The 20,014-nt window shown below is 62.4% G+C and carries 19 protein-coding genes; 9 read left to right on the plus strand and 10 right to left on the minus strand.

Annotated features, from left to right (window positions below):
• Window positions 1-3 precede the first annotated feature (3 nt).
• Window positions 4-1,317: a proline--tRNA ligase gene (proS, locus tag P24_RS10645; protein ID WP_008944724.1), complete on the minus strand. Its 1,314-nt coding sequence runs from the start codon at window positions 1,315-1,317 to the stop codon at window positions 4-6.
• A gap of 178 nt (window positions 1,318-1,495) precedes the next feature.
• On the opposite strand from proS, the gene P24_RS10650 reads away from it, so the two are divergent.
• Window positions 1,496-1,747: a hypothetical protein gene (locus P24_RS10650; RefSeq protein WP_008944725.1), complete on the plus strand. Its 252-nt coding sequence runs from the start codon at window positions 1,496-1,498 to the stop codon at window positions 1,745-1,747.
• 55 nt (window positions 1,748-1,802) lie between these two features.
• Here P24_RS10650 and P24_RS10655 read toward each other — a convergent pair whose 3' ends face one another.
• Together P24_RS10655 and corA are read right to left on the minus strand one after the other, a co-directional pair.
• On the minus strand, window positions 1,803-3,305 hold the full coding sequence (locus P24_RS10655) for a methyl-accepting chemotaxis protein (RefSeq protein WP_008944726.1): 1,503 nt from the start codon (window positions 3,303-3,305) through the stop codon (window positions 1,803-1,805).
• Between the two features lie 81 nt (window positions 3,306-3,386).
• Window positions 3,387-4,523: a magnesium/cobalt transporter CorA gene (gene corA / locus P24_RS10660; protein WP_008944727.1), complete on the minus strand. Its 1,137-nt coding sequence runs from the start codon at window positions 4,521-4,523 to the stop codon at window positions 3,387-3,389.
• Between the two features lie 101 nt (window positions 4,524-4,624).
• Between corA and P24_RS10665 the strand changes: the two genes are divergently transcribed.
• A complete protein-coding gene (locus tag P24_RS10665; protein WP_008944728.1) occupies window positions 4,625-4,993 on the plus strand; it encodes a CidA/LrgA family protein in 369 nt (122 codons plus the stop codon).
• On the plus strand, window positions 4,990-5,709 hold the full coding sequence (locus tag P24_RS10670; RefSeq protein ID WP_008944729.1) for an LrgB family protein: 720 nt from the start codon (window positions 4,990-4,992) through the stop codon (window positions 5,707-5,709). The genes P24_RS10665 and P24_RS10670 overlap by 4 nt, the downstream gene beginning before the upstream one ends.
• A gap of 1 nt (window position 5,710) precedes the next feature.
• On the opposite strand, the gene P24_RS10675 is transcribed toward P24_RS10670, so the two are convergent.
• The 5 genes from P24_RS10675 to P24_RS10695 form a co-directional block, all read right to left on the minus strand.
• Window positions 5,711-6,187, minus strand: coding sequence for a MarR family winged helix-turn-helix transcriptional regulator (locus P24_RS10675; RefSeq protein WP_008944730.1), 477 nt, complete (start codon window positions 6,185-6,187; stop codon window positions 5,711-5,713).
• A 111-nt stretch (window positions 6,188-6,298) separates the two neighbouring features.
• Window positions 6,299-7,186 (minus strand): 3-hydroxyisobutyrate dehydrogenase, encoded by an 888-nt coding sequence (gene mmsB, locus P24_RS10680; RefSeq protein ID WP_008944731.1) that lies wholly within the window; start codon window positions 7,184-7,186, stop codon window positions 6,299-6,301.
• 60 nt (window positions 7,187-7,246) lie between these two features.
• Window positions 7,247-8,341: an enoyl-CoA hydratase/isomerase family protein gene (locus P24_RS10685; RefSeq protein ID WP_008944732.1), complete on the minus strand. Its 1,095-nt coding sequence runs from the start codon at window positions 8,339-8,341 to the stop codon at window positions 7,247-7,249.
• Window positions 8,342-8,363: 22 nt separating this feature from the next.
• Window positions 8,364-9,509, minus strand: coding sequence for an isobutyryl-CoA dehydrogenase (locus tag P24_RS10690; RefSeq protein ID WP_008944733.1), 1,146 nt, complete (start codon window positions 9,507-9,509; stop codon window positions 8,364-8,366).
• Window positions 9,510-9,605: 96 nt separating this feature from the next.
• Window positions 9,606-10,406 (minus strand): S24 family peptidase, encoded by an 801-nt coding sequence (locus tag P24_RS10695; RefSeq protein WP_083859694.1) that lies wholly within the window; start codon window positions 10,404-10,406, stop codon window positions 9,606-9,608.
• Between the two features lie 171 nt (window positions 10,407-10,577).
• On the opposite strand from P24_RS10695, the gene P24_RS20710 reads away from it, so the two are divergent.
• The 3 genes from P24_RS20710 (at window position 10,578) to hemB (ending at window position 12,788) form a co-directional block, all read left to right on the plus strand.
• A complete protein-coding gene (locus P24_RS20710) occupies window positions 10,578-10,823 on the plus strand; it encodes a helix-turn-helix domain-containing protein (protein ID WP_083859697.1) in 246 nt (81 codons plus the stop codon).
• A 235-nt stretch (window positions 10,824-11,058) separates the two neighbouring features.
• A complete protein-coding gene (locus P24_RS10705; protein ID WP_040707337.1) occupies window positions 11,059-11,592 on the plus strand; it encodes a PAS domain-containing protein in 534 nt (177 codons plus the stop codon).
• Between the two features lie 230 nt (window positions 11,593-11,822).
• Entirely contained in the window at window positions 11,823-12,788 is a 966-nt protein-coding gene (gene hemB / locus P24_RS10710; protein WP_008944737.1) for a porphobilinogen synthase, read from the plus strand.
• Here the strand turns inward: hemB and P24_RS10715 are convergent.
• Window positions 12,778-13,632, minus strand: coding sequence for a YheT family hydrolase (locus P24_RS10715; protein WP_008944738.1), 855 nt, complete (start codon window positions 13,630-13,632; stop codon window positions 12,778-12,780). The genes hemB and P24_RS10715 overlap by 11 nt on opposite strands.
• 145 nt (window positions 13,633-13,777) lie before the next feature.
• Window positions 13,778-14,710, minus strand: a complete 933-nt coding sequence (locus P24_RS10720) for an alpha/beta fold hydrolase (RefSeq protein WP_008944739.1) — start codon at window positions 14,708-14,710, stop codon at window positions 13,778-13,780.
• A gap of 299 nt (window positions 14,711-15,009) precedes the next feature.
• On the opposite strand from P24_RS10720, the gene P24_RS10725 reads away from it, so the two are divergent.
• The 3 genes from P24_RS10725 to P24_RS10735 all read left to right on the plus strand — a co-directional run bounded on the left by P24_RS10725 (window position 15,010) and on the right by P24_RS10735 (window position 19,955).
• Window positions 15,010-16,008, plus strand: coding sequence for a TAXI family TRAP transporter solute-binding subunit (locus P24_RS10725; RefSeq protein ID WP_040707342.1), 999 nt, complete (start codon window positions 15,010-15,012; stop codon window positions 16,006-16,008).
• Window positions 16,009-16,159: 151 nt separating this feature from the next.
• Window positions 16,160-18,310 carry a TRAP transporter permease gene (locus tag P24_RS10730; protein ID WP_008944741.1) on the plus strand — a complete coding sequence of 717 codons (2,151 nt, stop codon included), beginning with the start codon at window positions 16,160-16,162 and terminating at the stop codon, window positions 18,308-18,310.
• Window positions 18,311-18,434: 124 nt separating this feature from the next.
• Complete coding sequence (locus P24_RS10735; protein WP_040707344.1) at window positions 18,435-19,955, plus strand: malonate--CoA ligase; 1,521 nt, start codon at window positions 18,435-18,437, stop codon at window positions 19,953-19,955.
• The last annotated feature ends 59 nt before the right edge of the window (window positions 19,956-20,014 follow it).

Here is a 20,014-nt window from a genome sequence, read left to right on the forward strand (position 1 = left end):
GCCTCAACCGATCAGCTTCGACAGGGCGGAATCGATGGAGAGTTCCTGCTTTTCGCCAGTGCGGCGGTTCTTGATCTCGACCATGCCGTTCTGCAGGCCGCGCGGGCCGACCACCAGCTGCCAGGGCAGACCGATCAGATCCATGGTGGCGAGCTTCGGCCCCGGTCGCTCGTCGCGGTCGTCATACAGCACCTCAACGCCGGCGGCGTTCAGCTTGGCGTAGAGATCGTCACAGGCACGCGTGCAATCGGCATCGCCGGCCTTCAGATTGACCAGCCCGACCTTGAAGGGCGCCACCGATTCCGGCCAGATGATGCCGGCCTCGTCATGGCTGGCCTCGATGATGCCGCCGACCAGACGCGACACGCCGATGCCGTAGCTGCCCATATGTACCGGCCCGGTGGAGCCGTCGGGCATCTGCACCTCGGCCTTCAGCGGCTCGGAATATTTGCTGGCGAAATAGAAGATATGGCCGACCTCGATGCCGCGCGTCTCGATCAGCTCGGAAGCCGGCACCGGGCAGTCCGCCGGCACATGCTTCTCGTCGGTCGCGGCGTACAGGCTGGTGAACTTGTCCACCACCGGCTGCAGGTCGCCCTCGAAATCCACCTCGATGCCGGAAATGCCGAGGTCCATCCAGCCCTTGTGGCAAAACACCTGGCTCTCCCCGGTCTCCGCCAGGATGATGAATTCATGGCTCATATCGCCGCCGATCGGGCCGGTATCGGCAGCCATCGGGATCGCCTTCAGCCCCAGCCTGTCGAAGGTGCGCAAGTAAGCCACGAACATCTTGTTGTAGGCGCGCTTGGCACCCTCATAATCCACATCGAAGGAATAGGCGTCCTTCATCAGGAATTCGCGCCCGCGCATCACGCCGAAACGCGGCCGCACCTCGTCGCGGAACTTCCACTGGATGTGGTAGAGCATGCGTGGCAGGTCCTTGTAGGACCGCACGGAGGACCGGAAGATTTCGGTGATCTGCTCCTCGTTGGTCGGGCCATACAGCATCTCGCGGTCGTGCCGGTCCTTGATGCGCAGCATCTCCTTGCCATAGCCGTCATAGCGTCCGCTCTGGCGCCACAGATCGGCCGACTGGATGGTCGGCATCAGCATTTCCTGCGCGCCGGCGGCATCCTGCTCCTCGCGCACCACCTGCTCGATCTTCTGCAGTACCTTGAAGCCCATCGGCAGCCAGGAATAGATGCCGGCACTGGCCTGGCGCACCATGCCGGCGCGCAGCATCAGCCGGTGCGAGGCAATCTGCGCCTCGGCGGGCGTTTCCTTCAGGATCGGCAGAAAGTAGGCGGAAAGACGCATGGAATCCCTCTGACAGGCGAATGGCGGCTAGCTAACCGCCGTTTATGGCACGACGGCGGCAGACTTTAGGGAAAGCGCGGGGGGATGTCTATTGGAGCCTCCATTGCCAGGAGGCCATCGCTTTACCTCTCCACCAGAGCCGCCTAATATCCGACTGTACAGCCCAATGAGACTCCGCATGCCCACAACAGACTCGCCTGAAGCGCTGGTGCTCGATCTGGTGGAATGGGTTGCGCTGGCACCGCGCCCCTATGGCGAGGCCATCGAGGCCTGGCGCACATCCTGCCCGCGCCTGACCGTTTGGGAAGATGCCGCCGATCAGGGACTGGTCCGGCGGATAAAAAGTGACACAGGCGAGAATCTGCTGGTAGCGACGGAACAGGGCCTCCTCCTGCTGAAGGCAAAACGCGGCGGCTGGCCAGAACGGTGAACGAGGCGCGGCTCGCCCGATAGGCTGACAGCCGCGCCCGTAGTCAGGCGATTGATCACATTGCCCGGACATTCACCAGGAAGGCATCAACGCGGTCGCGCAGCGCATCGGCCTGGCCGTTCAGGTCCCGCGCGGTGATCAGGAGATCATTGGAGGAGCGCCCTGTATCCTCCGCCGCAAGGGTCACGCCGTTGATGTTGCTGGCAATCTCGCGGGTGGCGGCAGACTGCTCCTCGACCGCGCCGGAGATCGAGCTGGAAATGCCACTCACCTGACCAATGATCTCGCCGATCTGACGAATGGCTGATGCCGTGGCGCCGCTGGAATCCTGGATTTCCTGAATCTGCTGGGCGATTTCGTCGGTTGCCCTGGCGGTCTGGGTGGCGAGGCTCTTCACCTCGGAGGCGACAACGGCAAAGCCCTTGCCGGCTTCCCCTGCCCGCGCCGCCTCGATGGTCGCGTTCAGCGCCAGCAGGTTGGTCTGGGCCGCGATGTCGCTGATGATCTGCGTCACGTCGCCGATCTTCTGCGCCGCATTGACCAGGGCGTTGACCATAGCCTCGGAGCGCCGGGCCTCTTCAACCGCATTGCCGATAACCGTCGATGAGTCGGATATCTGCCGGGAAATCTCCTGCACGGAACTCGCAAGCTCGTCCGCGGCAGCGGCCACCATCGCGGACTGCTGGTTGGATTGTTCGGCGGCAGCGGCCATGGTCTGCGCGGACCCTTCCATGCCGCCGGCGGAATTCGCCAGCTCGGAAACCAGGCTCAGCACCCCGCTCTCGAAGTCAGCGGCAAGCTGCGCGTTCTCCTGCTTCCGGGGGGTCAGGTCCGTCGCAAACTTGACCACCTTGAAGGGGCGCCCATAGGCATCAAGGATCGGGTTGTAGCTGGCTTCCAGCCAGATATCCTTACCGCCCTTGCCGAGACGCTTGAACTGCCCGGCGACATATTCACCGCGCCCAAGCTTGGCCCAGAAGGCACGGTAATCGGCGCTTTCGCGCACACCCGATTCAGCGAACATGGAATGGTGCTTGCCGGCAACCTCTTCGAGCCGGTAGCCCATCACCTTCAGGAAATTCTCGTTGGCGGTGATGATCGTGCCATCCAGCTCGAACTCGATGACCGCCTGGGAGCGGTTCAGCGCTTCCAGCTTTCCCGTCATTTCCGCCTGCGCCATCTTCTGGGCAGTGATGTCCGTGGCGTACTTCACCACCTTGTAAACTTTCCCGCGCCCGTCCGTCAGAGGGTTGTAGCTGGCCTCCAGCCAGATTTCCTTGCCGCCCTTGGTTAGGCGCCTGAATTGCCCGGTAGAAAACTCACCGCGCGCCAGCGCCGGCCAGAATCCCTTATAGTTTGCGCTGTCGCGATCCGCGCGCTCCAGAAACATCGAATGATGCTTGCCCTGGATTTCCTTCAGGCCATAGCCCATGGCCTTCAGGAAATTCTGGTTCGCCGTGATGATGGTACCGTCGGGCGCAAACTCGATGACGGCCTGGGACTTGTCGAGCGCAGCACATTTTGCGCGCGCGTCGGACGCGCCGCTGGAGAGGAACATTCTGGAACTCCGGAAAATCGAACAGGAGGGGGTAGAAAAATAGGATTACTGTTAGAAGTACGCAGAAGCTCTCCCGTTGGATCACAGCCAGCCGCGTTTTCTGAAGAACCACAGCATGCCGACCGTCAAGCCAAGCATGACGATCATCACGGCGGGATAGCCATAGGCCCAGCCCAGCTCCGGCATGTTCAGCCAGCCGGCCGCCGGATCGAAATTCATGCCATAGACGCCGACGATGAAGGTCAGCGGCATGAAGATGACGGAAATCACCGCCAGCACGCGGATGATGTCGTTCAGCCGGTTGCTGGTCGCCAGCATCAGCGCGTTCTGCAGTTCGGTCACCACCTCGCGATAGGTTTCCAGCAAATCCATCAGCTGCACGGTGTGGTCGTAGCTGTCGCGCAGATAGGGCAATGTCTTCTTGCCGATACCCATTTCCTTGTCGCCGCGCAGCAGCAGGTTCAGCACCTCCCGCTCCGGCCATTGCTGGCGGCGCAGCAACAGGAGATGGCGCTTCATCCGCAGCAGGCGCCGGTTGGCGTCGGCAGGCGGGTCCTCCAGCAGGTCGGTCTCCAGATCCTCGATCTCCGAACCCATGCGCTCCAGCAGCGGGAATTTGTGATCGACGATCAGGTCGATCAGCGCATAGAGCAGGTAATCCGGCCCGAGCTGGCGCAGCCGCCCGCCCCTTGTCAGCCGCTCGCGCACTGGCAGGAACAGCCCGTCATCCCCGGCATCGATGCTGATAACCAGATTGCCCTTCAGGAACAGGCTGGTCTGGTACAGCCGCAGGTCGACGCCGGAATAATCAACGTGGGTCATCACGACGAACAGATGCTCGTCATAGAGTTCCACCTTGGGGCGCTGGCCGCCATTCAGCACATCCTCCAGCGCCAGCGGGTGCAGGCCAAGGCTGTCCTGCAGCCGGCGCGCCAGATCGGCATCCGGTGTGCCGGATATGTGCAGCCAGAAGATCGCCCGGTTTGCGTGCTTGCTTGCCGGCGCTTCCGCTTCCGGCACGCGGGCCGCCGCCTCGGCGGCCTGCGCCAGCCAGGCCCGGCAATCCTCCGGCGTCACATGGACGGCTTCCTCAACCTTGCTGGAATCGAAGCGCGTGAGGGTCAGCACCGCCTCGCCCGCCGGCTGGTCTGCCGGCGCGATCAGCGCACCCGGCGATGTTCCGGGAATCTGGTAGCTGGACCCGTAAAGCAGCGCCATGGACTCGTTCCTCCGCTTGCCTCCGTACGCGCAATGCGGAACGGTAACGGCTGCCGGCGGTTCACCGCAACCGCCTTGGCCCCATCGAAACAGGAGGCTCCATGCTGAACGCCATCACCGCCCTGCTGCTGTTCCAGCTGATCGGCGAAACCATCGCCCGGCTGGCGGGTCTTCCCCTGCCCGGCCCCGTGATCGGCATGGCGCTGCTGTTCCTGGCGCTGACCCTGCGCGGCGACCTGCCGGACAACCTGCGCACGACGGCAAGCGGATTGCTGCAGCACCTGTCATTGCTGTTCGTGCCGGCGGGCGTCGGCGTGGTGCTGTATCTGTCGCTGATTGCCGATCAGTGGGCCGCGATCAGCGTGTCCCTGCTGGTATCCACAGTGGCCACCATCGCGGTCAGCGCGCTGGTGATGCTGGGGTTCGAACGGCTGAGCGGCCGCCGCAACAAGCCGGAGGGCGGGCAATGAATGCCGATCTCCGCGAAATCTGGGTCTATCTCTCGACGACCCCGCTGCTTGGCCTCACGCTGACGCTGATCGCCTATCAGGCCGGTTATTTCGTCTATACGCGGCTGAAGCTATTTCCGCTGGCCAACCCGGTGCTGATCGCCGTGATCCTGCTGGTGGCACTGCTCTGGGTCACTGGGACGCCCTACCAGACCTATTTTGACGGTGCGCAGTTCGTGCACTTCCTGCTGGGGCCGGCGACCGTGGCGCTGGCGATCCCGCTCTACATTCATTTCCAGGCGGTAAAACGGTCGGCGCTCGCCATTATCGCGACCGTCATCGTCGGATCGGCGACCGCGGCGGCAACGACCGTGGGCGTGGCCTGGGCAATGGGCGCCACGCGGGAGACGCTGCTGTCCATTGCGCCTAAATCCGTCACCATGCCGATTGCCATGGGCATCTCGGAAAAGCTGGGCGGCCTGCCCTCGCTGACCGCCGTGCTGGTGCTGCTGACCGGCATTGCCGGAGCAATGCTGACGACCTGGACGCTGAACCTGCTGGGAATCCGGGACTGGCGGGCACGAGGGCTGGCAACCGGAATCGCCGCGCATGGCATCGGCACGGCACGGGCACTTCAGGTAAACGAGGTCGCGGGGGCGTTCGCGAGCCTCGGCATGGGTCTGAACGCACTGGCACCGGCTGTACTTTTGCCGTTACTGGCGGCGTTGTTCCTTTAGGTCAGCCGGTACCGAGCAGCGAGGAGCGGCCGCGGAAATCCAGCATGTCCGCCCAGTAGCGCTCCAGCACCCGGTAGGCCTCGCTGGCCGATTCCAGTGCCTTGGTGCTGCTGATCCCCTTCTCCAGATCTTTAGCGTGACGTTCGAACATGGCGGCGATGTTCTTGCACAGCGCCAGCCCCTTGTCCGACAGGCGGACCCGGATCGAGCGCCGGTCATGCGGCGACCGCTCCTGGATCAGATAGCCGTTCTCGACCATCTTCCGAACGTTGTAGGAGACGTTCGAACCGAGGTAATAGCCACGGTTGGTCAACTCGCCGACGGTCAGCTCGTCACTGCCGATATTGAAGAGAATCAGCGCCTGAACGTTATTAATATCCTCGATGCCGTTGCGGTCCAGCTCGGTCTTTACGACTTCAAGGAATTGGCGATGCAGCCGTTCGATTAGCTTAATCGCCTCCAGATACGAATCTTTCACAGTATGCTCGCCCCCAGTTGCATGGCGCTTCTCTTAAGCACGCAGTCTATCGACTTTGCTTTCTTTTCCTTCGCTTAACATACGCCATGTCGTCAACACAATTCGCTTTCACTATGCGCCGCGAAGCATATTGATGATCGCGGAAAAATCCTGCCGATCCTTTCCCTGGGCGCAAAACAGATTGTAAAGCTGGGCCGCCTCCGCGCCTAGAGGCGTCGAGGCTCCCGACTCCGCGGCAGCCTCCTGTGCCAGCTTCAGATCCTTCAACATCATCGCTGCCGTGAAGCCCGGCTGGTAGCCGCGATTCGCCGGCGAGGTTGGAACCGGACCCGGAACCGGGCAATAGCTGGTCAGCGACCAGCACTGTCCGGAGGATTTAGACGATATGTCGAACAGCCTTTGATGGTCGAGTCCGAGCTTTTCCGCAAGCGCAAAAGCCTCGGACACGCCGATCATCGAAATGCCGAGTATCATATTATTGCATATCTTGGCTGCCTGGCCATTACCGGCACCGCCGGCATGTACGACAGTTTTCCCCATCGCTTGGAGGATCGGCCCGGCCCGCTCGAAGGCCGTGTCGCTGCCGCCAACCATGAATGTCAGCGTGCCGGCCTCGGCTCCACCGGTCCCACCGGAGACCGGCGCGTCCAGCATGTCCATCCCGGCTTCCTGTGCAGCCGACGCAACCACGCGGGCGCTGGCCACATCAATGGTCGAGCTGTCGATCAGCAGGGCGCCGCGCGGCACGGCACCAAGGATGCCGCCCTCATTCTGATAGACCGCGCGGACATGGGCACCGGCCGGCAGCATGGTGACGACCGCCTCCGCTGCCTGCACGGCCTCAGCAAGGCTTGCCGCCGGACGGATACCGGCCTTTGCCGCCCGATCCAGATTATCGGCGGCAAGGTCATATCCGGTCACCTCGAAGCCGGCCTTCACCAGATTGGCGGCCATCGGCCCGCCCATATTGCCCAGCCCGACAAACCCGATCTTTTTCATCGCATCCTCCCGTCCGCCGTTCTTCGTGGCCTGTTTGGCCGATGGCGTTATTGCCAGCGTTCAGTCAAACCGCAGATCGCCGCCCTCCGGCGCCGCGAAATGTCCTTCGACCAGCTCCTGCGTAACGTCCTGCAGCCGTGCCGGTTGCCATTTCGGCGCATGATCCTTGTCCACCAGGACGGCGCGGATACCCTCGAAGAAATCATGGCCGCGCATGCAGGCCTGGGTCATGCGGTATTCCATTGCCAGCGCCGCCTCGATGCTAAGGCCGCGCCCCCGGCGCAGCTGTTCCAGGCTCACGCACATCGAGGTGGGGGAACGATGGGCCAAGGTTTCCAGCGCCTCATGCGCGAAGGCACCGCCCTGCGCTTCCAGCGCTGCCAGAATCGCCGGCACGCTGTCTTTCTGGAAGCAGATGTCGATAATGGCACGGTTCGCCGCCAGTTTCGGCTGGCCGGCAGCATCGGCGAAAGACTGCACAATCTTGCGCACGACAGCCTTAGCCGTTCCGGCGGACCAGTCAGCCGCACAGAGCGCCGCCTGCATCTCAGGCAGTTTCGCCTGCGGCACGAAATGCGTCGCCATTTCGGTATAGATCGCGTCGGCTGCGTCCAGCCGTGCGCCGGTCAGCGCCAGATAATAGCCGGTCCAGCCGGGGCATTCGTTCAGGAACCAGCTGCCGCCGACATCGGGAAACAGGCCGATGGCGGTCTCCGGCATGGCGATCATGCTGGTCTCGGTAACGATGCGGAAGGCGCCATGGCGCGACAGGCCGACGCCGCCGCCCATGGTGATGCCGTCCAGCAGGGCGATATAGGGCTTGCTGAAATGATGGATGCGGCGGTTCAGCCGGTATTCACTGATGAAGAAGTCCCGCGACAGCGCGCTGGGCTTGCCGCCATTATCCTCGACGATCGACTTCCACACCGCGCGTACATCACCGCCGGCGCAGAAGGCCTTGCCCCCCTCGCCCCGGATCAGCACCGCCTTCACCGCCGGGTCCGTCTCCCAGGCGGCGAGCTGCGGATCGAAGGCGCGGATCATCTCCAGGGTCAGCGCGTTCAGAGCCCTGGGCCGGTTCAGCGAGACAATGCCGACGCCCCCCTCGACCGTGAAGGAAATATCCTGCTGCTGAATGTCCGACGGCTGCGTCATCTTCTGTCCCGACTGTTCATGTCTATTGATTGCTGTTCAGTATCTGGCGGGAAATGATGACCCGCATGATTTCGTTGGTACCTTCGAGGATTTGGTGAACCCGCAGGTCCCGCAGGATGCGCTCGACCGGATAATCCCGAATATATCCATAGCCACCATGAATCTGCAGCGCCTCGTTGCAGACGGCGAACCCGGCATCGGTGGCAAACCTTTTGGCCATGGCCGCGTGCAGCGTGGCTTCCGGATCGCCGCGATCCAGCGAGGAGGCCGCGCGATGCACCATCAGACGCGCGGCATCCAGTTCCGTCGCCATGTCAGCCAGCTTGAACTGCAGCACCTGGAACTCGCCCAGCTTGCGGCCGAACTGGGTGCGCACCTGCATGTGCTCGCGCGCTGCCTGCAGCGCCGCACGGGCACCGCCCAGCGAGCAGGCACCGATATTGATTCGTCCGCCATCCAGCCCCTTCATGGCGATATTGAACCCCTCGCCTTCCGCGCCCAGCCGGTTGGCGGCCGGCACACGGCATTCCTCGAAGATCACGGCGCGGGTCGGCTGGCTATTCCAGCCCATCTTGCGTTCCTTCTGGCCGAAGGACAGGCCGGGCGTCCCCTTCTCGACCACGAGGCAGGAAATGCCCTTCGGCCCGGCCTCGCCGGTGCGGACCATCACGACATAGATGTCGCTGTCGCCGCCGCCCGAAATGAAGGCCTTGGAACCATTCAGCACATAATGATCGCCATCGAGGACCGCGCGGGTCTTCAGCGAGGCGGCATCCGATCCCGCCCCCGGCTCCGTCAGGCAATAGCTGGCGAAATGCTCCATCGTCAGGAGTTTTGGCAGGAAGCGCGCCCGCTGCGCATCGTTGCCGAAGCGGTCGATCATCCAGGACGCCATATTGTGGATCGAGATATAGGCCGCCGTGGAAACGCAGCCCGTGGCCAGTTCCTCGAAGATCAGCGCGGCATCAAGCCGGCCAAGGCCGCTGCCGCCATGGTCCTCGCCGCAATAGATGCCGGCGAAACCGAGACTCGCCGCCTCGCGCAGGCAATTGACAGGAAATATCTGCTGTTCGTCCCATTCCGCCGCCGATGGGGCCATCCGCTCCAGGGCGAATTGCCGCGCCGTCTCCTGGATGAGGCGCTGATCGTCATCGAGCAGAAAATTCATGGGCGGACGCCCCCCAGATGCTTTTGGGCGCTCTTCGGGCGCTTTTCGCCGGATCATACGGGCGCGTGACTGGCTGTCAATCCGGCGCCATGCCGCTCAGATCAGCCGCAAGGCGTAGAGCGCCCGTCCGATCAGCAGGAAGGGCTGATCGACGCTGAGGTCGATGTCGTAACCCTCATAGGTCGGATTATCGCTGCGCACGCGCAATCGGCGCCCGGGCAGCCATTGCAGCCGTTTCATCAGGACGCGGCCTTCCAGGCAAAAGACGAAGACGTCGTCGGCCGGACGGGCACCATCCTCGCTGCGGTCGATCAGGACCGGCGTGTTGGCGGGGATTGTCGGTTCCATGCTGTCGCCGCGCATCACATGGATCGCCAGCTGCGATGCCTGCAGGCCCGGCAGTTCGGGCATATGCTTCATGTCGAGGTAGATCAGCGCCGGCTCACCCTCCGGCGCATTTCCGCTTGGCTTTGCATCCCCCACCTGCTCGCCGGTTGGCTGCAAGGCGCAATCGAGGCCGGCAGGGCTCACCCCGATCAGCGGCACCGGCACAAGGCCTTCATGTCCCGCTTTCGTCCGTGCCCTACCATCAACAGCAAGAGGGTCGTTCGCGCCGGCGAGCATCTCCCCCTCGCCGGTAGCAAGCCACTCCAGGCGCACGTTTCCGGCCCGTGCCAGCGCAATAAGCCGCTGGCGCGAGGGGTCGGACACCCCACGCACATATTTCCGGACGACCTGATGCGACAGGTCCGCCCGCTTTGCCAATTCCATGATGCCGCCAACATTCTGTGCCAGCATCATGACCCGTTCGGAGAACCCTTCGGTCCTGCTTCGACCATCGTTTGACAATGGTCGTAACGATGGGCTTTCTGCGTCATCCATTGGATCGAAGCTCATAGCCACTTCTTTAGCTTGTTACCATTTGCACTAAAGTCAAAAAATTTCACGCAACTTTTGCCGTCGACTTCTCCATTCGGAATTGACGTCAGAATTGCATTGCACGTATGTTTACCTCCCTTGCTCTATATGGATAGAATCTCGCAATAATACTAAAAAGGGTTGCTGAACATGCCACGAACAGGTTGGCACCCGGCAGACATCACGGCTGCCGTAAGAAAGAAGGGAATGACCTTAACGGCACTTGCCCTCTCCCACGGGCTCAGCGAATCGGCCTGCCGGAAAGCCTTACTGACCAAGTACGCAAAGGCCGAAATCGCCATAAGCCGGTTCATCGACGTTCCACTCCATGAGCTCTGGCCCGAACGTTGGACACCCGATGGTTCTCGTATCCGGCGCCAGCGCAATCAGGCCTAGAATATTCCCGTTCGTTACCGAATGGCACCTCAAAACTTATGAAGAGTAGATTTTACTATTTTATTCAAGACGACCAAAACTATCTACTTTGATTGCCACGCACATCAGTGATCGTCTATGTTAATCGCAGATTAGCAAAATAATGGCTGGACAATCATTTTTAGTGTAACTAACATCTACAAAAGCACTACTTTTAGATAACAAACAAAGAAAAACGGCACGTTTGGCGCGATAGATGGGTATTTTATCCAACGACATCGACCCCAGATTGCAGACGCTCTACGACCATTGGCTGCAGGTACGGAAGGGTGCGCTCATCCCGAACCGCCGGGATATCGATCCGGTTGCCATATGGACTGTCCTGCCTTTTGTGTGGATGTGCGATTACATCGCCGAGAGCGGCCGCTTTCGTTTCCGACTCGCCGGTGAGGAAATGAACATGTTCCACCATCGGAACCTGGTCGGCACCTATCTGGACGAAACTTTCCCGGAAGTGCAGCAGGACCATGTGATCGCCAAATACCGCCGTGCCATTGAAACACCGGCCATTCTGTACGTGCGCGGCGCCATCCATGCGAAGACCCACCCCTATCTGCGTGGCGAGCGCCTGCTGCTGCCCTTGCTGGATCAGAGCGAAGCCCCCACCATCATTGTCGGCGCCACCGTGTCTCACATGGGGGCTGGAACGGGCGTGAGGACCGGCGCAACCGGCCAGAAGCTTGATACGCCGCCCACCTGCGAGACAATCGAGTTCCCGCTCTCTCCATAACAAGTCCCGCGCCTACCGCCGCCAGGGCTTTCTTGCGCCGTTCCGTCGCCAGCCGCTATAGTTCGGCAGAAGCGCTGGAATGCGCTGAGAATAATGGATAGCCGGGAAGCAGCTCAATGAACGGACCATTCGCGCGGGGCAGCCAGTCCATTCCAGCCAGCACGCCAGCCGACACGGGCGCACCGTCCTCTGCCGGTTCCGCCGTGGCGCCGGCGTTCCCGCAGGTACGGATGCGCCGCAACCGGCAGAGCGACTGGTCGCGCCGGATGGTGCGCGAAAACACGCTGACGGTCGATGACCTGATATGGCCGGTCTTTGTGATGGGCGGTCGCGGCGCCAGCGAGCCGGTTGTCTCCATGCCAGGTGTTATGCGCCATAGCGTGGACCGGCTGGCCGAGGCCGTGCGCGAGGCCCAGGCGCTGGGCATTCCGGCCATAGCACTGTTCCCGCAGATCGATCCGGCGCTGAAGAATATCTCCGGCACAGAGGCCACCAATCCGGACAATCTGGTCTGCCAGGCGATCAAGGCGATCAAGGATGCGGTTCCCGATATCGGCGTGCTGTGCGATGTGGCGCTGGACCCCTTCACCGATCACGGCCATGACGGCGTATTGCAGGATGACCGCATCCTGAACGACGAGACGGTGGAAATCCTGTGCGGCCAGGCGCTGGTCCAGGCCGAGGCCGGCTGCGACATCATCGCGCCGTCGGACATGATGGATGGGCGGATCGGTGCGATCCGCCGCGCCCTTGATGCTGCCGGCCGCCAGGACATCCAGATCATGGCCTATGCGGCGAAATACGCCTCCGCCTTCTATGGTCCGTTCCGCGATGCCGTCGGCTCCGCCAAGACCCTGGGCAAGGCCAGCAAGTCTACCTACCAGATGGACCCCGCGAATACCGATGAAGCGCTCCGCGAAGTTGTGCTCGACATTGCCGAGGGCGCGGACATGGTCATGGTGAAGCCGGGCATGCCCTATCTCGACATCGTGCAGCGCGTGAAGAGCAGCTTTGCCGTGCCGACCTTCGCCTATCAGGTCAGCGGCGAATACGCGATGCTGAAGGGCGCCATCCAGAATGGCTGGCTCGACAATGACCGCATCGTTCTGGAAAGCCTGATGGCCTTCAAACGTGCCGGTGCCGATGGCGTGCTGACCTATTTCGCGGTCGAGGCGGCGAAACTGCTCAACCGCTGAGGCTTTCTTCGAAAAACTGCAGGAGACACCGGTCGTGCCAGGCGACCGGCGAGGCGTCGTGAAAGCCTACATGACCTCCGCTGGGCGCAAGCAGGCAGGTCAGCCGGTCATTTCCGGCCTGCATGGCCTTGCGGTAAGACAAAGCTGGTATCCAGGGATCGTCTTCGGCATGGATCAGCAGCGTCGGCACCTCAATGGCCGGCAGGAAATGTAATGCGCTGCATTTGGCATAATAATCGGCGGCACCGGCGAAACCGTTTCTCGGCGCGACATGCCGGTCATCAAATTCCAGCACGGTCGCCACGGACTGCACGGCCTGCCATTCAGCCGTTGAGAGGGCGTCAGGCGGCCCGGCCAGCGTCTCCTCCTTCATCCGCGCCAGCAGCCAGCGGTGATAGAGCCAGTTGCGGCGGTCGAGGAACCGGCGCGAGGATACGGCAAGTTCGATGGGCGCCGATACCGACCCCGCCGCCAGCACCGGAAAGTCCCGGCCCTGTTCGGCCAGGAATTTCAGCAGCATATTCCCGCCCAGCGAATAGCCGACGAGGAGCAGCCCGTTCACGGCAAGCTCCGGCGGCAGTTCCAGCAAGGCATCCCCAAGGTCGGCACTGCGCCCGGCATGATACTGGAACCGGCAGAGCGGCCGGGACGGGCCGGCACCGCGCAGGCTGAGCCGAAGCACCGGATAGCCCGCCGCCAGGAAGACCGAGGCACTGCGCAGCATGTACAGACTGTCCTGACAGCCCGTCAGCCCATGGATCAGCACCACAAGAGGACGCTGCGACATCCCCTGTTCTGGGTATTGCAGCGCCGCGGCCAGCACGTCGCCGCTGCTGTCACGCATCGGGAGCTTTAGCTCTCGAACAGGATAGGCACTCAGATCCGGCGCGCGGCCGACCAGCAGGTTGCGCACCGTCTGCAGGTCACCGCCCCACCAGGGTGCGCGGCGTCGGAAGGGCGGAAAGCCCGCCGGATAGTGTGAGGGAGCACTAACCGTTCTGCCTGCCATCGGCTGCCGCTTCGGCCTCGGCGCGGGCCCGCGCCGCTTCCTCTTCCGCCTTGTCGCGTTCGACCCAGGAATGCAGCCAGTCGCGGACAATGGCGATCTGGTCATCCACCATCAGCGAGGGCGCGTGGCCGCACCCGGGAATCTCCACCAGTTTCGCCTTCGGGCCTCGTCGCGTCATTTCCTGGGCAGTTTCGCGCAGCAAGACGTCCGATGTCTCGCCGCGCAAGACCAGGACAGGGCATTCGATCTTGTCCCAGATCGCCCACATATCGATGTCCTGCAGCGGGTTCTTGCGGAATGCGTCGCCGATGGCCGGGTCGAGATGCAGCGTATAGGTGTGATTGGGTTGCCGTTCGACACTGTGGAGCACCATGGCGCTCCACTCCGAATCGCTGAGATCGCCATAGCTGGCATAGATCTTCCGGAAATGTTCGTCCACTGCCTGCAGATTCGGAAACACCAGCTCCTCGCCGACATATTGCCCGATGCGCTCCAGCGCCTGCTTCGGGATGAAGGGGCCGACATCGTTCAGCACCAGCCGGCGGATCGGCGAGTCTTCCTCCGCCGCCAGCAGCATGCCGATCAGCCCGCCCATCGAGGTGCCAATCCAGTCGACGGCGCCAAGCCCGCGATAGGCCAGCAAATCCTTCGCATGCTTCAGATAGGTGCCGTAATGGTAATCTTCCTTCTGAGACAGCCAGCCGCTGCGGCCCCGGCCGGCCACATCCGGGCAGATCACCCGATAGTCGCCGAGCAGCGCCTGGGCCAGCTGGTCGAAATCCCGTCCCTGGCGCGTCAGGCCATGGGCGCAGATGGCCACCCTTTCCATGCGGCGTTCGCCCCATTCCGTGAAGCCGAGCCAGACGGTTTCCCCCGTCGCCGTGCTTGCGAAACTTCCCTGGCTGGGTTTCATGGGTGTCTCCCTCGGTTTCGCAGCGATGCGAAGGTCTGGCCGGTAGGCTCAGTCTAATGATGTTTTTATATCAATACCATATCGCAACAACAGCGGGATTACCGGGTTACCAGAACCCCGGATTCACCGAGCTTGATTGCATACGCTGTAACGCCAGAAAGGCAAAAGCAGTTGCAGATTTCCTCAACTCGTTTAACTAAATGATGCGTGCCGATGGTGTGCCAAGCGCCATGAGAGAACCGCAGGATATGTGGCAAGGCGCCCATCGGATATTGAAAGTTGGCTTTAGGGAGGCCCCAATGAAGCTCAATCTAATGCGTTTTAGCGCCATCGCCGTGGCGGCTGCGCTGTTTGTTCCGGCAGCGGCCGACGCGCAGGACAAGGCCGGCTGGCCAAGCTCGATCAAGGTCGGCACCGCCTCGCAGGGCGGCACCTACTTCGTCTATGGCGCTGGCTGGGCGAACCTCGTCCAGGAAAAGCTGGGCATCAACACCAGCTCGGAAGTGACCGGCGGCCCGGTGCAGAACATGGCGCTGGTGAATTCCGGCGGCGTGCAGTTCGCCATGACCACCATGGGTCCGGGCTATGATGGCTGGGTCGGCAAGAGCCCGATCGCGCCGGGCGTCGAGATGAAGAATGTCCGCGCCACCTTCCCGATGTACATGACCCCGTTCCAGATCGTCGCGCTCGAAAAGTCCGGCGTGAAGGGCATCAAGGACCTTGAGGGCAAGACCGTCGGTGTCGGCCCGCGCGGCGGTACGCCGGGCACCTACTTCCCGCTCTGGTTCAAGGAGCTGGGCGTGAATGTGAAGCCGCAGTTCGGCGGCGCGAACGACCTCGCCGGCCAGGTGCAGGACGGTCTGATCGACGGCTTCGCCTTTGGCGCCGGCCTGCCGATTGCCGCCTTCGCGCAGATCGAGGCCCAGGTCCCGGTCAGCCTGTTCGCCTTCACCAAGGACGAGCAGAAGAAGATCCTCGACGCTTTCCCGTCCGTGTCCGCCTTCACCATTCCGGCCAACACCTACAAGAGCCAGAAGGAAGAGCAGCACACGGTCGCCATGTGGAACTTCGGCATCGCCCACAAGGACATGCCGGAAAGTCTGGTCTATGAGGTCATGAAGGTCGTCCTCGACAACAATGACCGCATGATGCAGATCCACAAGTCGGCGGCGGATACCAAGCCGGAGAACTACGTGAATAACAGCTTCATGTGGTTCCACCCGGGTGCGATCCGCTACTACAAGGAAAAGAACCTGCCGGTGGACAAGAAGCTGCTGCCGCCGGAATACAAGGGCTAAGTATAAGGGCTGATGGCCCAGCCTGTATAAAGGCGTATGATACGGCTCCTCCTCGCCAGTCCGAGGGGGAGCCGTTATTTTATAGAAGGCACGCGGCGGCTAGGGAGGCTGCGGACGCGTGGCTTAATAAACGAACAAGAGTGCGGGGAAGATGCAGGACCAAAAGAATTCGGAAGTTCTGGTGCAGGCTGCGGACGAGCCGCCCCCCAGTAACGAACGGAAGCTGGAAGGCTGGCAGAAACTGCTGCTCGCCGTTCTGTGCATCGGCTATGCGACATTCCATCTGATGGTGCTGAACGTCTTTCCGATTGAGACGTGGAGCTTCCGGATCATGCACATCGCCGGGGCCCTGGCCATCGGCTATCTGCTGGTCGCCGCCTGGACCACGGACGGGCTTGACGGCAATGGCACCTGGATCAGGCCCATCGAATACCCGCCCCTGCTGATCGCGCTTGGTCTTGGCGGCTACAGTTTCTTCTGTGTCGTCTATGCCTTCGTCGCCGCCGACGAGATGATGCCAGATCCCTGGATCTTCGGCACCTCCGGCTGGCCGCTGGTGCTGTCCACCGTCGTCGCCATTGGCGCCGGCTGGCTGTTCAAGCCGCGCGACCATCGCATCGGCTGGTATGACTGGATTCTGGCGATCAACAGCCTGTCGGTTGCCGGCTACCTGCTATTCAACCTGGCGGCGCTGCAGTTCCGCGCCGGTGTCATGCCGATTCCCAGCGACATGCTGTTCTCGATTGCCGGCGTGCTGCTGATCCTGGAGCTGACCCGCCGGGTCGCCGGCATGGCGCTGCTGGTGATTGCCGGCCTGTTCATTGTTTACACTTTCGCCGGCCCCTACCTGCCGGGCATCCTGAATCATGACGGCTACCGGATGGACCGCTTCTTCAGCTACATCTATACGGATAGCGGTATTCTGGGGCCGACAACGGCGGTTTCCTCCACCTACATCATCCTGTTCATCGCTTTCGGCGCCTTCCTTCAGATTTCCAAGGTCGGCGACTATTTCGTCAACTTCGCCTTCGCGATTGCTGGTCGTGCCCGTGGCGGTCCCGCCAAGGTGGCGGTGTTTGCCAGCGGCCTGATGGGCATGATCAACGGCACCTCCGCCGGCAATGTGGTGGCGACGGGCTCGCTGACCATTCCGCTGATGAAGCGGGTCGGCTACCGGCCGCAGAGCGCTGGCGCCATCGAGGCGGCAGCCTCCACCGGCGGGCAGATCATGCCGCCGGTCATGGGTGCGGGCGCCTTCATCATGGCGGAGATCACCGGCATCCCCTACACCGAGCTGATCGTCGCCGCGCTGATTCCGGCCTGCCTGTACTTCATGTCCGTGTTCTTCATGGTGGATTTCGAGGCCGCCAAGATGGGCATGCGCGGCATGCGCCAGGACGAGCTGCCGGTACTGTCCAAGCTGATGAAGCAGATCTATCTCTTCCTGCCCATCATCATCCTGATCGGCGCGCTCTATATGGGCTATTCGGTCATCCGGGCCGGTACGCTGGGGCTTGTCAGCGCACTGGTGGTGAGCTGGCTGAGCCCGAACAAGATGGGGCCGATCGGCGTGCTGCGGGCATTGGAAGCGACGACCAAGATGTCGATCCAGCTGATCGCCGTCTGCGCCTGCGCCGGCATCATCGTCGGCGTCATCGGCCTGACCGGCGTCGGCCTGCGCTTCTCATCGCTGCTGCTGGACATTGCCGACAAGAGCCAGCTGATCGCGCTGTTCTTCGCGATGGTGATCTCCATCGTGCTGGGCATGGGCATGCCGACAACGGCGGCCTATGCGGTGGCGGCCTCGGTGGTGGCACCCGGCCTCATCCAGCTCGGCATCCCGCCGCTGGTGGCGCACTTCTTCGTGTTCTACTACGCCGTCATCTCGGCCATCACGCCGCCGGTGGCGCTGGCTGCCTATGCCGGTGGTGCCATTGCCGGTGCCGACCCGATGAAGACCTCGGTCACCGCCTTCAAGCTGGGCCTCGCCGCCTTCATCGTGCCGTACATGTTCTTCTACAGCCACGGGCTGCTGATGGAAGGCGAATGGCATGTGATCCTGCGCAACGCGGCAACCGCCACGGTGGGCGTCTACATGCTGTCCGGCGCGGTGATGAACTGGTTCCACGGTCGTCTGCCGATGCTGATGCGCGTGGTGCTGTTCATCGCGGCCCTGATGCTGATTTCGGGCGGTTTCATCACCGATATCGTCGGCATCGTCATGGGAGCGGTGCTGTTCTTCTGGCAGAAGACGCGGAAACCCTCGGAGAAGGCACCGCTGAAGGCTGACGCGGAAGCCTGACCGGAAAACGAAGACTGACAAAGGGGCGGTACGGGTAAGAGCTTAGGCTTTGCTTGTGCCGCCCCTTCTCTTTTCGCTATAGACCAACGCTAGCAATAAACGATCCCACCGGGTGGATGCCTCCATGAGCGACAATCTGTACGAGCTGTTCGAAAGCCGTTTCCCCGCCGACCGCGCGGAGCTGTTCATCGAAACCGGTGACGGGCGGCGCTACAGCTATGCCGACCTGGAGAGCTGGAGCGGCCGGATTGCCAACCTGCTGGTCAAGCTGGGCGTCACGCCGGGCGATCGCATCGCCGTGCAGGTGGATAAGTCGCCGGAGGCCATCTTCCTCTATCTCGCCTGCCTGCGGGTCGGTGCCGCCTATCTGCCGCTGAATACCGCCTATCAGCAGGCCGAAATCGAATATTTCCTGACCGATGCCGAGCCGCGCGTCGCGGTCTGCCGCCCCGGTACCGAATCATGGATCGGTGACTGCGCGAAGAAAGCCGGCACGCCGCATGTGCTGACGCTGGGCGGTGCGCAGGACGGCACGCTGGTCGAACAGGCGAGAAACCTGTCGCCCGACTTCGCCACTGTCGCGCGCGGGCGCGACGATCTGGCGGCCATCCTCTACACTTCCGGCACCACCGGGCGCTCCAAGGGCGCCATGCTGACGCACTGGAACCTGGCTTCCAACGCGCTGACGCTGCACAAGGTCTGGCATTTCCAGCCCGGCGACGTGCTGCTGCACGCGCTGCCGATCTTCCACACCCACGGGCTGTTCGTCGCCACCAACTGCATCCTGCTGAACGGCAGTTCGATGATCTTCCTGCCGAAGTTCGATGCCGACGAGATCGTGAAGCTGCTGCCCCGCGCCACCGTGATGATGGGCGTGCCGACCTTCTATGTCCGGCTGCTGGCACATGAGGGCTTCACCCGCGACCTGACCAAGCATATGCGGCTGTTCGTCGCCGGTTCTGCGCCGTTGCTGGCCGACACCTTCAACCAGTTCCGCGAGCGCACCGGGCAGGCCATTCTGGAGCGCTATGGCATGACCGAGACCGGCATGCTGACCTCCAATCCCTATGAGGGCGACAGGCTGGCCGGCAGCTGCGGCATGGCCCTGCCCGATGTCGAGGTGCGCATCGCCGACGAGAATGGCACGGCGCTGCCCGTCGGCGAGACCGGCGTGATCGAGGTGCGCGGCCCCAACGTCTTCAAGGGCTACTGGCGCATGCCGGAAAAGACCAAGGCGGAAATCCGCGAGGATGGCTTCTTCATCACCGGCGATGTCGGACGAGTGGATGAACGCGGTTATGTCTGGATTTCCGGCCGCGCCAAGGACCTCATCATCTCCGGCGGCTTCAACGTCTATCCGAAGGAGGTCGAGGAAGAGATCGACCAGCTGGACGGCGTCGAGGAATCCGCTGTCATCGGCGTGCCGCACCCGGATTTCGGCGAGGCCGTGGTCGCCGTGGCGACGGCACGCGCCGGGCAGACGCCGCCCGCGCCGGAGGCTGCCATCGCCCATCTGAAAGGCCGCCTCGCCGGTTACAAGGTGCCGAAGCAGGTATTCTTCGTATCCGAACTGCCGCGCAACAGCATGGGCAAGGTGCAAAAGAACCTACTGCGCGATCAGTACAAGGAGCTGTTTGCAAAATAGCCGGTAACCCGCTGACATTTCTGTTTTTCCTCCCATATCTCCGGGGAACGCGGAGAAGG

The sequence above is a fragment of the Oceanibaculum indicum P24 genome (genome assembly GCF_000299935.1).
GTDB classification, from domain to species: Bacteria; Pseudomonadota; Alphaproteobacteria; order Oceanibaculales; family Oceanibaculaceae; genus Oceanibaculum; species Oceanibaculum indicum.